Consider the following 17,932-nt stretch of genomic DNA (forward strand, 5'->3'; position numbering starts at 1 on the left):
TCAGGTCGTCGCTGCCCACGCCTCCAGCATCCCGCGAGCGATCGAGATGGATCCGGGAAGCAGCAATCGAGACGTCGACTCCGATCCCCAGTCGCCCAGTTCGAGGGCGGCGACGACCTCGGTCCGCTCGAACCAGTGCGCCTCGGCGATCTCGCCGTCCTGAAATGCGAGCGGCTGATCCGGGTCGGCGACGGCCGAGAAGCCGATCATCACCGAGCGCGGAAACGGCCACGGCTGACTGCCGAGATATTCGATGCCGGATACGTCCAGCCCCACTTCTTCCTTGATCTCCCGCGCGACGCAGGTCTCCAGCGACTCGCCGGCCTCGACGAATCCGGCCAACACCGAGAACCGACGTTCGGGCCACATCGGTGCGCGCGCCAACAGCACTCGATTCGCGCCGTCGTGAACCAGGCAGATCACCGCAGGATCGGTGCGCGGAAACTCTTCGTGACCCGAGGACGTGCTGGTCCGCGACCAGCCTGCAGCCGACGGAACGGACGGAGCGCCGTCGAGCGAGCTGAACCGCGCACTGGCGTGCCAATTGAGGATGGCCAGAGCCCCGGTGACCATCGACAGCGACACACTGTCGAGGCGCTCACCGTCGGTGCGCAGATCTCCCAACGTGCCCTGGACGAGTTCTACGCGCCGGGTCCACAGGTGACGATCTTCATGAATCCCGAGGAAGACCACGTCCTCGGTCGGTTCCGTGGCCACGTCTGCGGCGTCGACGAAGACCAGACCACCGTCGTCCACTGCGAATCTGCCGCGACCGTCCACGTCGAGTATGCGAGCCGTGGACCAACCGGCGGCCAGTGCCGCTGTGTCGCGGCGCAATTCCTCGGCCCGGTCGAGCGGTGATCGAGACAGTCGAGGTGGATGGACGAGCTGAAAATTCGGCACGCTCACGACCCTACTGGGCCTGCTCAGTCGGCCACGCGACGGATGTACAGCAGTCGGTCGGTTGCCTCGATCGCGTCGACCTCGGGTGATCCGACCCGGAACAGCTTGCCGCCGCGGACCACTCCCAACACGATGTCGGCCAGATGACGCGGTGAACCGCCCACCTCGTCCCGCTCCACCTCTCGCTCTGCGACGGCGAAGCCTGCCTCCGGGGTGAGAAGATCCTCGATCATCTCCACGACGGACGGTGTGGACGTGGCAATTCCGAGCAGCCGACCCGCCGTCTCGGACGAAACCACCACCGAGTCCGCACCCGACTGGCGCACCAGGTGCGTGTTCTCGGCCTCTCGGATCGCCGCGACGATTTTGGCCTTCGGAGCGATTTCCCTGGCCGTCAGCGTCACCAGGACCGCCGTGTCGTCGCGATTGGTCGCCACGATGATGGCCGCGGCATGTTGAGCGCCCGTGAGCCGAAGCACATCGGACTTGGTGGCCGAGCCGTGGACGGTGACCAGACCCATCGCCGAGGCCGCGTCGAGCACGGTCTGGTCGGTGTCGACCACGACGATGTCCGAGGCCGACACTCCGTCGCCGAGCATCGCGTCGACTGCGGTTCGGCCCTTGGTACCGAAACCGATGACCACGGTGTGATTGCGCACGCTGCGTCTCCATCGCTGAATTTTGAATGCCTGTCGAGACCGCTCGGTGAGAACCGACAGCGTGGTGCCGACCAACAGAATGAGGAACAGGACTCGTAATGGGGTGATGACCAGAATGTTGACCAGCCGCGCAGACGGACTCATCGGCGCGATGTCACCGTATCCGGTGGTCGACAACGACACCGTCGCGTAATAGAACGCGTCGAGGAACGACAGCTCGCCGTTCTGATTGTCGCTGTAGCCGTCGCGATCGAGGTAGACGACGAACGCCGCGAGAAAGAGGATTCCCAACGCCATCAGAACCCGCTTGTAGATCGCGCTCCACGGGCTGGATTCGATTTCCGGAACCCGCAGCACACCTACCAGCGCGAAATCGGGCTTGTCGGTCAACGCGCCGCTGTCCCCCAGGCGCGTGCGCAACCTACCTCCCACGTCGCCCACCGAGGTGCTCACCGAAGTCGAGATCATTCACGGCACGCAGCGTAACCCCATGCCGCGCTTCCGCGTCGACAACCGACCGCTTCGAGCGGACCGGATGGGCGGATGCAGCACCGTGTGGCACGGTGTGTGCATGACACAGAGACCGAGTCAGGCCGCAGCGCTGCGTCTCGCGGGATTGCTCGCCGGCGCCGGAGTACTCCATTTCGTCACTCCCCAATTCTTCGATGCGCAGGTACCGACCGCCCTGCCAGGTTCGGCGCGGACGTACACCCAGGTATCGGGAGTAGCCGAGCTCGCTGTGGCTGCCACGTTGGCCGCACCCCGCACCCGTCGAGTGGGCGGTGCGTTGGCAGCGGGCCTGTTCGTCGCGGTCTTCCCCGCCAACATCAACCTCGCATGGAAGTACGTACGCAGCTCCAAGACGTCACCGGCCTTGAAGGCCGCCATGATCGCTCGTCTCCCCCTGCAGATCCCACTGGTCACCGAGGCTCTGAAAGCTCGTCGACTGGCACCGTAGTGTCGACGTCGTCCACGACGGATCGACCTTCGAGCAGCGCCGCCAAAGCTGTTGCGTCAGGCAGCTTTTCGGGCGAGATGGTACGACCGCTGCGGACGTAGTGGAACGCCGCACGGACGCGATCGAGCGGTACCGGCTCGGCACGGCCGACGGACATCAACTCCGCCCACGCCAGCCGGTACGCCGCCAGCTGCATCGCCACCGCCTGCTGCTCGGACGCCGACGGTTCGGCTCCGGTCTTCCAGTCGACGACGGTCCAGCCGCCGTCCGGGTCGGCGAACACCGCGTCGATCCGACCGCGCAGCACCGTTCCTGCCACCGATGTCTCGAACGGCACCTCCACCTCCACCGGGCTGCGCAGAGCCCAATCGGAGGCCTCGAACGCCCGCTGAAGAGTGTCCAGGTCCACATCGGCAGAAGCACCGGTATCGGCGGAGCCCGGCAGTTCGTCGAGATCGAGCAGTCGGGTCGCGCCGAACCGGCGCTCGATCCACGCGTGAAACGCTGTTCCACGGCGCGCCAACGGATTCGGGGGAAACGGAAGTGGCCGGCGCAATCGCGAGGCGAGCGCATCCGGATCTGCCGCCAAGTCGACCAGCTGAGTCACCGACAGGTTTTCGGGTAGTGCGACATCGACCCCGGCAACGGCCCGCGCCGAGCGCTCGGCCAGCAAGGTCCGGACGTCGAAGCCCCACTTCTCCGGGTCGTCCTCGTCCTCGTCTTCGTCCGAATCATGTTGGGAGCCGGCCCTGTCGGCCAGGGCCCGCAGAACCTCGGCCGCACCACTCTCGATCGCGCCTCGCCGCGGCCCGAGCGGATCTCGCGGCCAGGATGCCGTATGCGGCTCGGCCCCCAACGGGTTGACGGCTCCGGCTTCGGGGGCCGGTGCCCACTGCTCGACCACCGCGACGGCGTCCCCTGCCGTCGAGGTGTACCGGTGGAGCTCGTCGAGAAACTCGGACGGGCCACGAGGCTTCGTGGACGTCTCGTCCCACTGATGCGCCGAGACCAGCAGCACCCGTTCGGTTCTGGTGAGTGCAACGTAGAACAGTCGACGATCCTCCGCGAGCCGACGCCGAGCGAGTGCATCCTTGTGCCGCTTGACGGCGTCCTCGAGGTCCTTTCGGTTGTAGAGGTCCTCGAGCTCGAGTACCGGTACCCCCTCGGAACCTTCACCGTCGAGAGCGCGGTCGCCGCGCAGGGACGGCGGCAGTTCGGCCATCGCCCCGAGCCAGGTCGACGAGGCGTTCGAGGACGGGAACACTCCGGTCGCCACGTGCGGTACGGCCACGACCTCCCATTCGAGGCCCTTCGCCGAATGCACCGTCAGCACCTGTACTCGATGCGGGGCGACCTCGACCTCGCCCGGAGCCAACCCGTCCTCGACAGTCTCTGCCGCCGCGAGGAACGACAGGAATCCGGTGACCGTGGCCGTTGGATTGTCGGCGTAATCGGCCACCACATGGGCGAATTCGTCGAGATGCTCGCGCCCGACTGCACCATCGACACCGAACGGTGTCCGCGCCTGCGCTTCGACGCCGATGCCCATGATGCGTTCGATGTCGGCGACCAGTTCCGTCAGCGGCTGCCCGATTCGGTCGCGCAACAGATGTAGTTCTCCGGCGAGCGCAGTGATGCGTCGGTGCCCGGCCTCCGAATATCGTTCGGCCGAACCTGGATCGGCGATGGCGTCGGCCAGACCGGCCTGCTCCGACTGTTCCCCCGGCAGGGCACTTCCGAGCGCGGCGTCGAGCGCCTGTGGGTCGTCGACACGGCCCGCGGTGCCGTAGCCGCCCCGAATCTCGAGCTCCTTGGCGCGCCGAGCGAGCGCCCGCAGATCGGCGGCCCCGATCTGCCATCGGGAGCCCGTGAGGATGCGCATGGCCGAGCTGCCCGCAGTCGGATCGGCCACCAGACGCAGCATCGCGGTGATGTCGGCGACCTCCGGCACATGCAGCAATCCGCCGAGCCCGACCACCTCGACGGGTAGGCCACGGCTACGCAGCACCTCGGCGATCGGCTCGGCATCGGCGTTGCGCCGCACGAGTACCGCGGCACTGGGCGGAGGCCGGTCCAGTTCGAGGGCGTCGCGGTAGTGCTCGGCTATTCGGTCGGCGATCCATTCCCGTTCGTCGAGGACGGTGTCGGTGACGGCCAGCCGTACATCGCCGGGCACCGCGCCCGGCCGGGCCCGCAGGGTCGGCACCGGTACACCGACGCGGCGCAGGGGGTCGGTGATCAGATTGGCGAGAGCGAGTGCCTCGGGCGGGTTGCGCCAGCTGGTGAGGAGTTCGAGCCGCGGTGCCGGACTGCCGTCCGCCTGCGGGAAATCGGTGGCGAACCGCGGCAGGTTCGCCGCCGACGCCCCTCGCCACCCGTAGATCGACTGCATCGGATCGCCCACGGCTGTCAGCGCCAGGGTGGCATCGCTACCGGATCCGAACAGTGAGGACAGCAGCACCCGCTGGGCATGACCGGTGTCCTGGTATTCGTCGAGCAGAACGAGCCGAAAGCGTTGCCGCTCTGCGATTCCCACTTCGCGATGTTCGGCCGCGACCCGCGCCGCCATCGACATCTGCGAACCGAAATCCAGTGCCCCTTCGTGCCGAAGCGTCTGCGCGAGTCGTTCCACCAACGGCAGCAACGTGATTCGTTGATGTTGGGCATCGAGGATGTTGAGCAGCTCCTTGGTCGGCCCACCACGTTGACGCGGACCGGGGCCGAGTGTGTGCACCAATTTCTCGAGTTCCACGTGCGCCTCGCGCAGCTGGTCGGGGTCCACCAGATGCTCGGCCAGCTGACCGGAGAGGGCGAGTACCGCCTCGGTCACCGACGTGGGATTTCGGTCGGTGTCGAGATCGCCGTCCCACGTGCTGACCACACGATGCGCGAGCTGCCACAGTTCGGTCTCCGACAGCAGCGTCGCGGAGGGCTCGATGGGCAGCAACAGGCCGTGCTCGGTGAGCAGTCGCCCGGCATACGAGTGGTAGGTGCTCACCTCCGGCTCGGCGGCGAGAATCCGTTCGCGCAGTGCCAGACTCGGATCCAGCGCGCGCACCAGATCCGACCCGGCGAGCCGCGCCAGCCGAGCGCGGATTCGGGACGTCAGTTGCTGCGCAGCCTTGCGGGTGAAGGTCAGTCCGAGTACCTGATCCGGATCGACGAACCCGTTGGCCACCATCCACACCACTCGCGCGGCCATCGTCTCGGTCTTCCCAGCCCCTGCGCCTGCCACGACGAGCGTCGGACCGGGTGGGGCGGCGATCACCGCCGCCTGCTCGTCGGTGGGTGGGTGCTTCTGCCCGAGGGCGCGGGACAGTTCGACGGGTGAGACCCGCACGGTTGCGCTGCGCGTCGCCGAGGCGGTCACTGCTCGGTCACCTGCCGTCCTGTCTCGTGGGCCGGGCAACTGGATTTGACGGGGCAATGTCTGCACCCGTCGTTGACTCTGGCTTCGAAGACGGGACCCTGCGTCGCCGAGGCCGCCCGGTGGACGGTGTCTCGCCATTCCTCGAGTTGCTCCGGTGTCGGCACCTCCTGGATCCGCTGCGTTGCGCCGTCCTTGTTGTGCGGTTTGGCCACGAACACCAACCGGGCACCCCCGGGTTCGCCCGCGGGCTCTCCCTCGATTGCGCCCGCGGCAGCGGCGACCTGATACGTAGCCAATTGATGGTGATTGCGCGCGTCTTCCTTGGACATCACCGTTTTGGCCGTCTTGACGTCGATGACGACCGGGCGGCCGTCCGGATCGTGTTCGAGCCGATCGATCCGGCCGCGCAGGGCGACCGCAGGCTCGTCCTCGGATCGGGCGGCCAGAATGCCGTCGACCTGTACCTCGACGCCCGCCTCGGTGAGCTCGCCTCGGGTGCCCTGCAGCCAATTCTCGAACGTGTCGAGCATCGCCCCGGTTCGATCGAGCTCGTGACGCGAGAACCACTGTGATCCGAGATCGACTGCATCCCACGCCGTCTCGAGTGCCCGCCTGAGCTGGTCCGGTGGAATCCGGCCTGCCACCGCCTGCACCAGAGTGTGCACGAGGGTTCCGGTGACGGCGTGAGTGTTGGTGCCGTCGTTTCCTCCGTGACGTTCGAGCATCCAGCGCAGCGGGCACGTGGTGAGCTGTTCCACCGTCGATGGCGAGAGCGGGACCGGCCCATCGCCGAGGTGCCACAGGGGCTCGCTGATGCTGAGGCCCGCAATTCCGAACCACTCGTCGGGATGTGCGCCTCGGACGCCGGCCTCGGCGAGTGTGGCCAGGTGCCGCGCGGCGCGCGCTCGCTTGTCCGGATCGTGTTCGGCGACAACGGGATCACAGACGACCCCGCGAAGCTCGGCGACCAACATCGGTAATGCCAACACCCGGTGCGGGGTCGGCGGCTCGGAACCTTCGGGCAGCGGGACGGGATCTGCGTCGCCGTCGACTCCCCGGAGTTCGTCGACGAATCGGGAGCGGACCAGATCGGTATCGCCCGTGCTCGAGTCCACGGCGGTGACGAGCAGAGTGGAGCGCGCGCGACTGCACGCCACGAGGAAGAGCTTGCGTTCCTCGGCGAGTAGCGGTGCAGCTTTCGACAGTCGTCCGTCGAGGGCCGCAGCCGCGTCGACCTTGCCGGACACCAGATCGACGAGCGTGTCGGTTCCGAGGAGGCTGCCGCGCGCTCGCAGACCCGGCCACAGCCCCTCCTGAACCCCGGCAACCGCCACCAGTTCCCATTCGCGACCGGCTGCCGAGTGCGCGCTGAGCAGCGTCACCGCATCGGCCGGCGCAGTCGAACGATTCGAGCTCGAGGTAGGAATCTGTTGCTGCGCAATGTAATCGAGGAATCCGCCCAGCTGCGCGCGCGGCAGCCTGTCGACGTAGGCCGCCGCGGCGTCGAAGAGTGCGACCACCGCGTCGAGGTCTCGATCGGCCTGAGCACCCGCGGACCCACCCCACGCGGACGCGGCGGCCCAACGCCGCTCGAGTCCGGACGCCTGCCACGCAGCCCACAGCACGTCCTCGACTCCGCGGCCCTCCCGAGCCACCGCTCGCGCCTTACGAACGACGCTCAGTGCTCGTCGCAGCGGTGCCGCTTCCACGTCCGACAGACCAGTGATCCACCCGAACTTCTCTCGCGTCTCGCCGGTGAGAACGACTCTGAGCAGTTCGGCCGAATCGCGCTCGCCGCCCGAGGCCAGTTCGAGTCTGCGGACACCTCGGCGCAGCCGCCGCAGACCTACCGGATCGGCACCCCCGATCGGGCCGGACAGCAGAGCCAGCGCATCTTCTCCGTCGAACGACGGGTCGGAGATCGCCCGCAGCACCAGCAGCAAGCCCACCGCTCCGTGCTGGCGATGCAACGGCAACTCCGAAGCCGGGGTGATCATGGGGACACCGGCCGCGTGCAGAGCGCGACGCAGCGGCGCGACGGTACGCGGGACCGACCGCACGACGATCGCCATCTCGGACCAGGGCATTCCGTCGATCAGGTGCGCGCGTCGCATGGCGTCGGAGATGATCGCGGCTTCCTTGGCAGGCGAAGACACGACGTGTACCCGGGCCTCCGGCTCGCCGAACCGAGCCGTGGCCACCGGCTCGGGACTGCGGTGCCGACCGAGCCCGGGCAGTCGCCCCGCCACGATGTCGGTCAGTTCCGCCACTGCAGGCACCGATCGAAAGTTCCGCGTCAGGACCACCCGTCGAGGCGAGTCCGCATCGAGCAGATCGGCCACGAACGTGGGATCCGCTCCACGGAACGTGAAGACGGATTGATCGGGGTCCCCGGCGATCACGGTCGATTCGGTATCGGTGCCGATCAGCCGAATCAGCTGCGCAGCTTGCGGATCGAGGTGCTGCGCATCGTCGACGACGAGATGCCGGATGCGGGCACGCTCACTGCGCAGCAGATCCGGGTCGGTGGCGAACGCCATCAGTGCGCTGCCGATGAGCTCGGCCGCGTCGAGGCCCGGTGCCGTGGCCCCTGCGGCTTCGACGCCGACTGCGCCGCGCAGCAACATGGCTTGTTCGTATCGAGCCGCGAACTTGCCGACGGCGATCCATTCGGGTCTGCCGTGCGTGCGGCCGAGCTTGACCAGATCTTCGGGCCCGATTCCGCGTTCGGCGGATCGGAGCATCATGTCTCGCACCGCGGTGACGAATCCTGCGGTACCGAGAGCCGGGCGCAATCGATCCGGCCAGTCGGTTGCGCCGTCCTCGATGTCGCCCCGCAGCATCTCGCGGACCACCGCGTCCTGCTCGGCACCGGTCAGCAGTCGAGGAGGCGGATTGCCGTAGAGGGAGGCCTGCAACCTGAGTACCGCGAACGCATAGGAGTGCACCGTACGTACCAGCGGTTCGCGCGTGGCGCGCAGCGCGTGATCGCCGCTGAACAGACCGGCGGTGATCTGCTCGCGGAGCGTGATGGACGCGCGCTTCGACTGAGTGAGCACCAGGACCGATTCCGGATCGCCGGACACGATTCGGGAGACTGCGTAGTCGGCCACGAGCGCTGTCTTTCCCGAGCCGGGCCCGCCGAGCACCTGCCAGGGGTTCCATCGAGGAGCGCCCTGAGCCGCCTCCGCCGCCGAATCGGGAGTCCACGCCAGCAACCGGGCAGCGGAATCGGTCCACCGGCGGGGCGGCTGCGCCACCCTGGGTGCACGGACGAGGGTGACCGTCGCGCCGTGTCTGCCGTCCGTGCTCATGCGGGACATGCAATCACGAACCACCGACACACCCAATTGCGCCATGACAAGAATGCGTTCTAAATCAGTCGAGCAACCCGCCGCTCAGCGCACGCAGAACCGCGCTGGTGCGATCTCTGGCCCCGAGTTTGAGAATCGCCGACGACACGTGGTTCTTCACGGTCCCCTCGGCCAGATGCAACGCGTCGGCTATTGCTCTATTGGTGTATCCACTTGCCACCAGGCGCAGTACGTCGATCTCGCGGGCCGTGAGTGTTTCGGCGATCACGACGTCGCTCGGGCCGTGCTTGCCGGTCCGAAAAGCGTCCAGCAGTCTCTCTGTGATGGCAGGTTGCGCCAAGGTTCGCCCGGCCGCGAGTTCGCGTACGGCACCACCGAGCCGCTCGAAGGTCACGTCCTTGAGCAGATAGCCCTTCGCACCCGCACGCAGCGCCCCGAGTACCAAATCGTCGTCGTCGAACGTCGTCAGAACCAAGACCGGGACCCGTATTTCCCTGTCCTGCAATACCCGAAGCGTCCACAGGCCGTCGAAGCGCGGCATGCGCAGATCGAGCAACACCACATCTGGAGCATCGAGTTCGATCGACGCGACCGCAGCGGCACCGTTGTCCGCCTCACCGGTCACCTCGATGTCGGGATCCAGTTCGAGCAGGCTGCGGATACCCTGCCGAACCAGAGTGTGGTCGTCGACGATCAAGACCGTGATCACGGGGCAGGCACCGTCGCGTGGACCGTGAATCCGCGATCGACCGAAAAGGTGACCGTACCGCCCAGTCCTTCGATGCGCTCTCGGATTCCCTGCAGCCCGTGCCCCGGCTCGAAGTCGGCCGACGCCCGGCCGTCGTCGCGCACCGAGACCGATAGCGCACCGGTCGAATCCGCGCGTAACTCGATCCACATCTCATCGGCATTCGCATGGCGAATGGTGTTGGTGATCATCTCCTGCACGCAGCGGACCACCGCCACCGCCCGAGCTTCGTCGACCCTGATCTCGGGGTCGACCGTAAGATGCACGACCGGTTCGGGCAGCTGCGCAACCAGACGATCGAGCGACTCCCCCAGCACCGGAGTCCTGCTGCGCACTTCGCCGACGGTCGACCGAACGTCGCCGAGCAGGTCACGTGCGATGGATCGGGCCCGAACGACATGCTCGCGCCCAGGCTCGGAGACCTGATGGGACGCCACCTCGAGCTCGAGGCTCAGTGCGGTGAGCTGGTGACCGAGCACATCGTGCAGCTCGCGCGCGATGCGCAATCGCTCGTCGGCACGGGAGGAATCGTTCAACAACGCACTGGCGGTGCGCAGTTCGGCGTGCGCGACCGCAAGTTCCCGGCGCAACCGAGCCTGTCGCAGCTGTGCGGTCACCGACAACGCGCTGGCCACCTGCAGCGCTCCGTAGATCGACATTATCAGCGCGATTTCCGAGATCCGTCCACCCCGAATCGCAACCGACACCCCCACACAGCAGGTGTAGACCGCAACAATGACCGCCACCGACGAGCCGGACACCCGATACACGGCGAACGTCGAGGTGAACACCAACAGAATGGGCAACCAACCTGCAGTCGGGGCGGTCAGCACGAGAACCGGTGCCAGCATCACCTGGGTGGCGAAGCTCGCGCGGACGAGACGATCCGGCAGCCGGTCTTCCCACCACATGCCCGCGGTCTGCACGAGCAGGAAGGCTGCGAACAGCGCAGCCCAGGCCCAACGCGGAACCGAGAGACCGTCGGCGATCGACCGATCGAAGACGACGAGAGCGCCCATCGCGACCGCGAGCGCGGACACGAACGCACCGGCCAGAACGTCGGGTCCGAGGCGTCTCATTCTGTCGACCCTATCGCCCGCTCCACCCGCACGCCCCTGCCGAAAGTCACGATCCCCTTCGGTGACGATCGGCACCTGTGCGCAGGCCATGGCGGATCTAGCGTCGAGATCGACACGATCGAGAAGGGAACATCGGATGGCAGCGATAGACGTTCGAGGCATCACCCAGCGTTATCGAGAGCGCACCGCCGTGGCAGGCGTCAGCCTCTCGGTCCGCGAAGGCGAGACGCACGGCCTGCTCGGGCGCAACGGCGCCGGTAAGACGACCCTGGTCGAAACCATTGCGGGCCTTCGTAAGCCGAGCTCCGGTGCCGTGCGAGTTCTGGGACTCGACCCCTTCACCGACCGCAATCGAGTACGCGCGGTTCTGGGAGTACAGCTGCAGTCCAACGACCTTCACACCGCGCTCACCGTTGAGGAACTGGTCGATCTGTTCGCCTCCTTCTACCGTCGACCCGCCGATCGAGACGCTCTCGTCCGCGCGGTGGGCCTGCACGAGCACCGCCGGGTGCGGTACGAGCGGTTGTCCGGAGGCCAGCAACAGCGGTTGTCGGTGGTCCTCGCACTGATCGGCTCCCCTCGGGTTGTCATGCTCGACGAGCTCACCACCGGACTCGACCCGGATGCACGACGCACCGTGTGGCGACTGATCGAGGACCTCCGCGCAGACGGTGTCACCATCCTGCTGGTCAGCCATCACATGTACGAAGTACACCGCCTGTGCGATCGCATCACCGTCCTCGATCGAGGGGCCGTCGCGGCCACCGGCACACCGGAGTCTCTGATCGCCGATGCCGGCCTCGGAGGCGACCACCGGGCCACCCTCGAGGACGCATTCCTGACGCTGACCGAACGGAGGACGGCATGACCGCATGCGACATCCACGCTGCGCCTCGTCCAGGCCTGCGCGCCACCGGCGCACTCGTCGGGGCCGAAATGCGCATGGTCACCCGGGACACGGCCGGCCTGATCGTCCCCATCGCCCTCCCGGTTCTCGTACTGGTAATGAACGGATCCGGTACGTCGGCCGAAATCGTCGGGCCGGGCGCAATCACAGCATTCGATCGGTTCGTCCTGCCGCTTGCCCTGACCATGATCGTCGCCGTCATCGGAATCGTGAACATGCCGAGCTTTCTTGCGCTCTATCGGAAGTCCGGCGTGCTGAAGAGGCTGTCGACGACACCGATCGGGCCGACGCAGGTGCTGGCTGCGCAGGTGATCACCAGCGCAGTGCAAGCGACACTCGGAATCGGTATCGCTTTGTCCACTGCGGCCCTGCTGTTCGGAATCACTCCCCCGCACAACCCGATCCTGGTTGCGGCAATTCTGGTGCTGGGTGCAGCGGCGATGTACTCGCTGGGGATCGTGGTGGCGGCCGTCGCACCCACAGCGAACTCTGCCGTCGCGATCGGCCTCACCCTGTTCTTGATACTCAGTGCCGGCGGCGGACTGTTCGGCCCCGTCGCAGACCTGCCCGGTCCGCTGATCGCCGTCGGAGAGCTTCTTCCCTTCGGTGCCACCGTTACTGCGCTGGGGTCTGCCTGGGCCGGAACCCCGATCGACATAGCCGGACCGATCGGGCTGGGGGCCACCGTGGTCGTCGGAACCGCGTGTGCAATCCGGTTGTTTCGTTGGTCCTGAGCAGATGCGGCATAGTGGTTCACGTGCCCGAGTTGAATCTGCATACGTTCGGACCCGCAGACGGTCCCGAAATCCTCGCCGTTCACGGTGTGACCGGCCACGGTGCCCGTTGGTGGGACCTCGCCGAGAATCACCTGCCCGAGGCCCGCATCCTGGCTCCCGATCTGATCGGCCACGGCCGTTCTCCGTCCGTTCCACCGTGGGACATCGACGCTCAGGTCACCGCACTGAAGGCCGTGCTCGACGCCCATGCGCGCGGTCCGGTCGTGGTGCTCGGACATTCGTACGGCGGCGCGTTGGCCGTGCATCTCGCACAGCGGTTCCCGGAGGTGGTGCGCGCGCTGGTGCTGCTCGATCCTGCGATTGCCTTGCCGCCGGAGGAGCTGCTCGAGGTCGCCGAGGCCACTGCGAAGTCCCCCGATTACACCGACGCCGACGAGGCTCGTTCGGAGAAGATTCACGGGGCTTGGGCGGACGTGCCCACCGAGTTGCTCGACCGTGAGGTCGCCGATCACCTGGTCCCCGCCGACGGCGGGAAGGTCGCGTGGCGAATGTCGATTCCGGCCATCGTCGCGACGTGGGGCGAGCTCGCTCGTCCGATCGTGGTGCCCGCCGAGAGCGTCCCGACCATCGTGGTGCGGGCCATGCGCGTCGAACCTCCTTATGTGACCGAAGGATTCGTGTCCGCGCTCCGAGGCAAGCTCGGCGAGAACCTGCGCACCGTCGAACTCGACTGCGATCACATGGTCGGCCAGGCCAAGCCGGCCGACGTGGCCGAGCTGGTGCGATCCCTGCTGTAGATGGCTCCGATCACCGAGGCGCAGGCGGAGCGGGTACGCGCGTTGGTCGCGTCGATTCCCGTCGGTTCCGTTGCCACCTACGGGGACATCGCGGCGGCGGCCGACCTGTCCAGCCCCCGCATCGTCGGGTGGATCATGCGGACCGACTCCGCCGATCTGCCGTGGCACCGTGTCCTGGGTGCAAGCGGAAAGCCTGCGGCGCATCTGGCGACGAGACAACTCGAGACGCTGCGCGGAGAAGGTGTCGAGATCCGCGACGGGCGAGTGTCGCTGAAGTCCGTTCGCTTCGACTTCGGGGCGCTCCCCCAACCTTCGACGTCGACCACTAATCTCGAAGGATGAACATCGGAGATCGGCTCGGGCAGTTCGATCCACGCCCTACGGCGAAGTTCGCCCTGTCCAAGGCGAGCACTTTCGTCGCCGCGGCCGGCCTGGTGATCGACGAGGTCTCGGGCACGCGGGTAGCGGGGCACATCGAGTTGACCGAGGAACATTTCACGCCCTGGGGCGTCGTGCACGGTGGGGTCTATACCAGCGCTGTGGAAAGCGCCGCGAGCATCGGCGCGAGTGAGGCGGTCAAGGATCGCGGCGAGTTCGCGGTCGGAGTGCACAACGGAACCGATTTCCTGCGCGCCAGCAAAGGCGGACGGGTGGATGTTCTCGCGGAACCGTTGCAGCAGGGCCGCGTTCAGCAACTCTGGCTGGTTACGATCACCGCGACCGACAGCGGTAAGACCATCGCGCGCGGCCAGGTTCGACTGCAGAACGTGCCGCTGCCGACGTGATGGGATCGCACCGGTGAGCGGCTCGTCGACCGAGCCGATCTGCGACGCCATCGTGCTCGCGGGTGGTCGCGGCTCGCGAATGGCAGGCATTGCCGGCTCGCCATCGGCAGAGGTCGACAAGCCCGCGCTCACGGTCGGCGGACGACGACTGGTCGACATTGCAGTGGCGGCCGTCTCGGACTGTCGCCGAACGGTACTGGTGGGCCCCACACGCGACGCAGTACCGGGTTCGGTTGTGCAGACCCGAGAGTCCCCCGCCGGCGGCGGCCCGGTGGCAGCTCTGGCCGCCGGACTCGAAACACTGGACGGGACAGCCGATCTGGTGGCAGTCGTAGCGTCGGACATACCGCTGCTGAATGCTTCTGCGGTGCAGTCTCTGATCGATCACTTCCACCGAGTCGAGACCGACGCAGTGTTCGCGGCCGACGCCACAGGCCGCACCCAGTTCCTGCTCGGAGTCTGGCGCTACAGCGCGCTGCGCTCGGCGGTGGCGGCGCTCGATACCGTCGAGGGCGCCCCGATGCGCGCACTCGTACCGAACGAGCACCGCGTCGTCACTGTTGCCGATATCGAGGACTGCGATACCCCTGCCGATCTGGTAGCCGCGCGCGCCGCAGCCGCGTCGAGACCGGAGGACGTACTCGACATCGACGCCGCGCACGAACGAATTCGACAGCGAGTAGCCGCCCTCCCGGTTCATCGAAGACCGTTGCAGGACACGGCTGGGACCGTGCTCGCGCAACCGTTGGTGGCAGCAACAGCACTGCCTGCGGTCGACATCTCCGCGATGGACGGATTTGCCGTGAGCGGCCCCCCTCCGTGGACGCTGAGACCCGATATCGCCTACGCCGGAACGTCCGGCATCGCCCGACTCGCCGACGGCAGCGCAGTACGCATCGCGACCGGCGCAGCGCTTCCTCCCGGTGCCACTGCGGTCGTTCGCGACGAACACGCGGTCACGACACCGGCCGGCGTCGTAGAACGCGCACCGACGGCGACGTCGGGAGACGACACGCGTCGCCGCGGCGAGGACTGGCTTCCCGGAACGGAGTTGGTTGCCTCGGGTACCGCGATCGACACTGCTGTTCGGTCACTCGCCGCGAGCGCGGAGGTGACCGAACTCGATGCGCGGGGGCCGGTTCGCGCTCGAATTGTCATCAGCGGAAACGAGATTCGGGTATCGGGTCCGCTGGCACCCGGGGAGACCAGGGATGTACTCGGATCGGCGCTGCCGGAGTATCTGGCGCACTGTGGAATCGCCGTCGTGGACGCACTGCTGCTCGACGACACGGCGACCGCGTTCGCCGACCTCTTGGGAAGTACCGAGAACATCGACCTCGTGGTCGTGGTCGGAGCCACCGGAGGAGGCGCCGCCGATCAGCTACGCTCCACGCTCGCCGCCCTCGGTGCCGAAACCGTGGTCGGGCGAGTGCGCGTGCGTCCCGGCGGATCCCAGATCACCGCGACCCTGCCCGACGGTACGGTTGTCCTCGGCCTCCCCGGCAATCCGCTCGCGGCAGTGAGCACGGCGCTGCTGACCGCACCGGCGATCGTCGACGCGCTCACCGCTCGCATTCCGCGTTCACCGCGAACGGGGTTGTTGTCCAATGCATCCGAGGTTCGAGCCCCGATCCCTCGAATCGTTCCCGTGGTGGCCGACGGTACCCGCTGGCGAGCCGACGTCAAGGTCCGGACAGCTCATCTGGCGCACCTCGTCGGCCGTGATGCGCTCGCCGTGATACCCGCCGACGTCAGCGACGACGAGCCGGTGACAATTCTTCCGTTGCCGTACTGAATTCCGAACCGGCCAGCAGCCGAACACCCTCGTGGTACCGCTCGACGACGAGATCGACGATGGCCGGATGCACCCCGAGCGGCGCACCGACGCCGTCGGCTCCCACGTCGGCCAACCGATTGTGGAAGAGCCCACGAGCCAGCAGATAGCTCGCCACGAACACTCGATCGTGCCCGGCTTGCCGCAGCCCGGACACCGCCTGCGCGACGGTCGGCGTACTGGTGGCCACGTATCCGATCTTCACCGGTGTCCGAGCCGCGTCCGCGAGCATCGCTGCCGCGATCCGATGTTCCTGCAACGCACGAGGATCGGACGATCCTGCGGCCGCGAGCACGATGCTCTGGCCGGCTCGCCAGCCGGCGTCCCGGAGCCGATCGACCATCACTCGCGCGAGCACCGGGTCCGGCCCGAGGGCACGGGTGACGGCGACCGACGAGTGCGCACTGTCCGTGATCTCGCGCGGCACGTCGGTGTGGACGTGATAACCCGATGCCAGAAATGCCGGAACGACGACCGCCGATTCCGGAGTGTCGCGCAGTACCTCGGACGGGGACGGTCCCAGCACGTCGACGAAGGCGACACGCGTAGTACCGATCTGCTTCGAGACGGCGTCGGCGAGCGCGGCGACCATCTCCACACCGCGCGGGTTTCGAGTGCCGTGTGCGACCAACACCAAGGTGGGTTCCATCAGTACTTACTCCCCTCGCTCACGGCAACAGCCCCCGCGGGTTCGTGTGTATCGCAGTCGGATTCGGTCTCTATATAGTCCAACGCGATACGGTAGCCGCGTTTGACCACGGTCTGGATCGCCTTGGGTGCCCCCAGTGAGGAACGGAGTCGGGTCATGGCGGTCTCCACCGCGTGGGTATCTCCACCCCCTCCGGGCAACGAGGCCAACAGGTCTTCACGGGAGACCACGCGCCCCGGATTACGACTCAACGTCTTCATCAGCGCCATCCCGGCCGGGGACACGGGCCGCACCTCCCCGTCGACCACCACACACCGTCCCCGAACACTGACCACATGCCCGCCTGCGTGCAGGCGACCGGTTCTCCTGGGCAGCTCCTCGGCGATGTGACGGGCGAGCGCTCCGAGGCGCGCACGCGCAGGCGCAGTGGTGGCAACCGACAGCTGTTCGAGCGGGGCTGCGGTGACCGGCCCCACGCACACCGGAAGCACTCGCGTACGCATCGACTGCAGCAGAGGCTCGAGTACGCCGTTCTCGTCGGCACGCATCAGCATGGACGCAACCGCCGGTGCCGAGGTGAAGCTGATGGCGTCGAGATCACCGATGACGACCGACTCGATCATGCGATCCATCGGGCTCTGGTCGTCGGGAGCAGTCCAGCGATACACGGGCACCGGCACCACTTCGGCTCCGGCGCAGCGCAATACCTCGCAGAAATCCGGAACCGGCTCCCATTCGGTGGTCGCGCCGTGAAGTTGGACCGCTATGCGCTTGCCCTCGACACCCTCGGCGAGCAGATGTTCGAGCACTTCGGCGGACGACTCGGAGGCAGGCGACCATTCTTCACGTAGATCCGCCGCTCGAATGGCACCGGTGGCCTTGGGACCACGCGCCAACAGTCGCGACGCACCCAGGGCACGACCGAGTTCCTCGGCTCGCCCCCAACCGTCGGCGGCCTCGATCCAGCCACGAAAACCGATTCCCGTGGTGGCGACGGTGATCTCGGGTGGTGCAGCGATGATCGCCGCGGTGACGCGTTCCAACTCTGCGTCGTCGGCGAGCGGGATGATCCTGATCGCAGGCGCGTGCATCACGCTGGCCCCACGCCGCTCGAGCAAAGTCGCGAACTCCTCGGCGCGACGCGACGCCGTCACCCCGACGGTGAACCCGGCCAGAGGCATGTCCGCCCCGG

At 67.2% G+C, this 17,932-nt stretch carries 15 protein-coding genes; 7 read left to right on the forward strand and 8 right to left on the reverse strand.

Annotation, left to right across the window (positions count from 1 at the left end):
- Both nudC and J1M81_RS09245 read right to left on the reverse strand, forming a co-directional pair.
- The gene (nudC, locus tag J1M81_RS09240) at window positions 1-903 is read right to left on the reverse strand and encodes an NAD(+) diphosphatase (RefSeq protein ID WP_032391659.1); all 903 of its coding nucleotides are present in this window, start codon (window positions 901-903) and stop codon (window positions 1-3) included.
- 23 nt (window positions 904-926) lie between these two features.
- Window positions 927-1,994, reverse strand: a complete 1,068-nt coding sequence (locus J1M81_RS09245) for a TrkA family potassium uptake protein (RefSeq protein WP_027496550.1) — start codon at window positions 1,992-1,994, stop codon at window positions 927-929.
- Window positions 1,995-2,133: 139 nt separating this feature from the next.
- Between J1M81_RS09245 and J1M81_RS09250 the strand changes: the two genes are divergently transcribed.
- The gene (locus J1M81_RS09250) at window positions 2,134-2,520 is read left to right on the forward strand and encodes a membrane protein (RefSeq protein ID WP_032370928.1); all 387 of its coding nucleotides are present in this window, start codon (window positions 2,134-2,136) and stop codon (window positions 2,518-2,520) included.
- Here the strand turns inward: J1M81_RS09250 and J1M81_RS09255 are convergent.
- From J1M81_RS09255 to J1M81_RS09270, 4 genes are read right to left on the reverse strand one after another with little or no spacing between them, the layout of a single operon-like run.
- Window positions 2,483-5,890 carry an ATP-dependent DNA helicase gene (locus tag J1M81_RS09255; protein WP_206498066.1) on the reverse strand — a complete coding sequence of 1,136 codons (3,408 nt, stop codon included), beginning with the start codon at window positions 5,888-5,890 and terminating at the stop codon, window positions 2,483-2,485. The two genes, J1M81_RS09250 and J1M81_RS09255, sit on opposite strands and share 38 nt — an antisense overlap.
- A complete protein-coding gene (locus tag J1M81_RS09260; RefSeq protein WP_371831406.1) occupies window positions 5,887-9,213 on the reverse strand; it encodes an ATP-dependent helicase in 3,327 nt (1,108 codons plus the stop codon). Before J1M81_RS09260 ends, J1M81_RS09255 begins: the two co-directional genes overlap by 4 nt.
- A gap of 55 nt (window positions 9,214-9,268) precedes the next feature.
- Window positions 9,269-9,913: a response regulator transcription factor gene (locus J1M81_RS09265; protein ID WP_206497960.1), complete on the reverse strand. Its 645-nt coding sequence runs from the start codon at window positions 9,911-9,913 to the stop codon at window positions 9,269-9,271.
- Window positions 9,910-11,031: a sensor histidine kinase gene (locus J1M81_RS09270; protein ID WP_167328709.1), complete on the reverse strand. Its 1,122-nt coding sequence runs from the start codon at window positions 11,029-11,031 to the stop codon at window positions 9,910-9,912. Before J1M81_RS09270 ends, J1M81_RS09265 begins: the two co-directional genes overlap by 4 nt.
- Before the next feature lie 136 nt (window positions 11,032-11,167).
- On the opposite strand from J1M81_RS09270, the gene J1M81_RS09275 reads away from it, so the two are divergent.
- The 6 genes from J1M81_RS09275 to J1M81_RS09300 are packed head-to-tail and all read left to right on the forward strand — an operon-like array spanning window position 11,168 to window position 16,052.
- Window positions 11,168-11,899: an ABC transporter ATP-binding protein gene (locus J1M81_RS09275; protein ID WP_094653065.1), complete on the forward strand. Its 732-nt coding sequence runs from the start codon at window positions 11,168-11,170 to the stop codon at window positions 11,897-11,899.
- Window positions 11,896-12,672 carry an ABC transporter permease gene (locus J1M81_RS09280; protein WP_206497961.1) on the forward strand — a complete coding sequence of 259 codons (777 nt, stop codon included), beginning with the start codon at window positions 11,896-11,898 and terminating at the stop codon, window positions 12,670-12,672. The genes J1M81_RS09275 and J1M81_RS09280 overlap by 4 nt, the downstream gene beginning before the upstream one ends.
- Before the next feature lie 23 nt (window positions 12,673-12,695).
- Window positions 12,696-13,472, forward strand: coding sequence for an alpha/beta hydrolase (locus tag J1M81_RS09285; RefSeq protein ID WP_236253823.1), 777 nt, complete (start codon window positions 12,696-12,698; stop codon window positions 13,470-13,472).
- The gene (locus tag J1M81_RS09290) at window positions 13,473-13,814 is read left to right on the forward strand and encodes an MGMT family protein (RefSeq protein ID WP_206497962.1); all 342 of its coding nucleotides are present in this window, start codon (window positions 13,473-13,475) and stop codon (window positions 13,812-13,814) included.
- Entirely contained in the window at window positions 13,811-14,257 is a 447-nt protein-coding gene (locus J1M81_RS09295) for a PaaI family thioesterase (protein WP_228139195.1), read from the forward strand. Before J1M81_RS09290 ends, J1M81_RS09295 begins: the two co-directional genes overlap by 4 nt.
- Window positions 14,258-14,270: 13 nt before the next feature.
- A complete protein-coding gene (locus J1M81_RS09300; protein WP_308051244.1) occupies window positions 14,271-16,052 on the forward strand; it encodes an NTP transferase domain-containing protein in 1,782 nt (593 codons plus the stop codon).
- Here the strand turns inward: J1M81_RS09300 and J1M81_RS09305 are convergent.
- Window positions 16,009-16,743: a sirohydrochlorin chelatase gene (locus tag J1M81_RS09305; protein ID WP_052067022.1), complete on the reverse strand. Its 735-nt coding sequence runs from the start codon at window positions 16,741-16,743 to the stop codon at window positions 16,009-16,011. The genes J1M81_RS09300 and J1M81_RS09305 overlap by 44 nt on opposite strands.
- Complete coding sequence (locus J1M81_RS09310; protein WP_206498054.1) at window positions 16,740-17,921, reverse strand: uroporphyrinogen-III synthase; 1,182 nt, start codon at window positions 17,919-17,921, stop codon at window positions 16,740-16,742. Before J1M81_RS09310 ends, J1M81_RS09305 begins: the two co-directional genes overlap by 4 nt.
- Window positions 17,922-17,932: the final 11 nt, after the last annotated feature.

The organism is Rhodococcus sp. KRD175, from assembly GCF_017168275.1.
Lineage (GTDB): Bacteria > Actinomycetota > Actinomycetes > Mycobacteriales > Mycobacteriaceae > Rhodococcoides > Rhodococcoides fascians.

Bases quoted from the DNA above. Each gene is read 5' to 3' on its own strand.
- J1M81_RS09250 (WP_032370928.1), top strand. From the start codon at position 2,134: ATGACACAGAGACCGAGTCAGGCCGCAGCGCTGCGTCTCGCGGGATTG.
- J1M81_RS09275 (WP_094653065.1), top strand. From the start codon at position 11,168: ATGGCAGCGATAGACGTTCGAGGCATCACCCAGCGTTATCGAGAGCGC.
- J1M81_RS09310 (WP_206498054.1), bottom strand. From the start codon at position 17,921: ATGCCTCTGGCCGGGTTCACCGTCGGGGTGACGGCGTCGCGTCGCGCC.
- J1M81_RS09260 (WP_371831406.1), bottom strand. From the start codon at position 9,213: ATGTCCCGCATGAGCACGGACGGCAGACACGGCGCGACGGTCACCCTC.
- J1M81_RS09295 (WP_228139195.1), top strand. From the start codon at position 13,811: ATGAACATCGGAGATCGGCTCGGGCAGTTCGATCCACGCCCTACGGCG.
- J1M81_RS09280 (WP_206497961.1), top strand. From the start codon at position 11,896: ATGACCGCATGCGACATCCACGCTGCGCCTCGTCCAGGCCTGCGCGCC.
- J1M81_RS09270 (WP_167328709.1), bottom strand. From the start codon at position 11,031: ATGAGACGCCTCGGACCCGACGTTCTGGCCGGTGCGTTCGTGTCCGCG.
- J1M81_RS09290 (WP_206497962.1), top strand. From the start codon at position 13,473: ATGGCTCCGATCACCGAGGCGCAGGCGGAGCGGGTACGCGCGTTGGTC.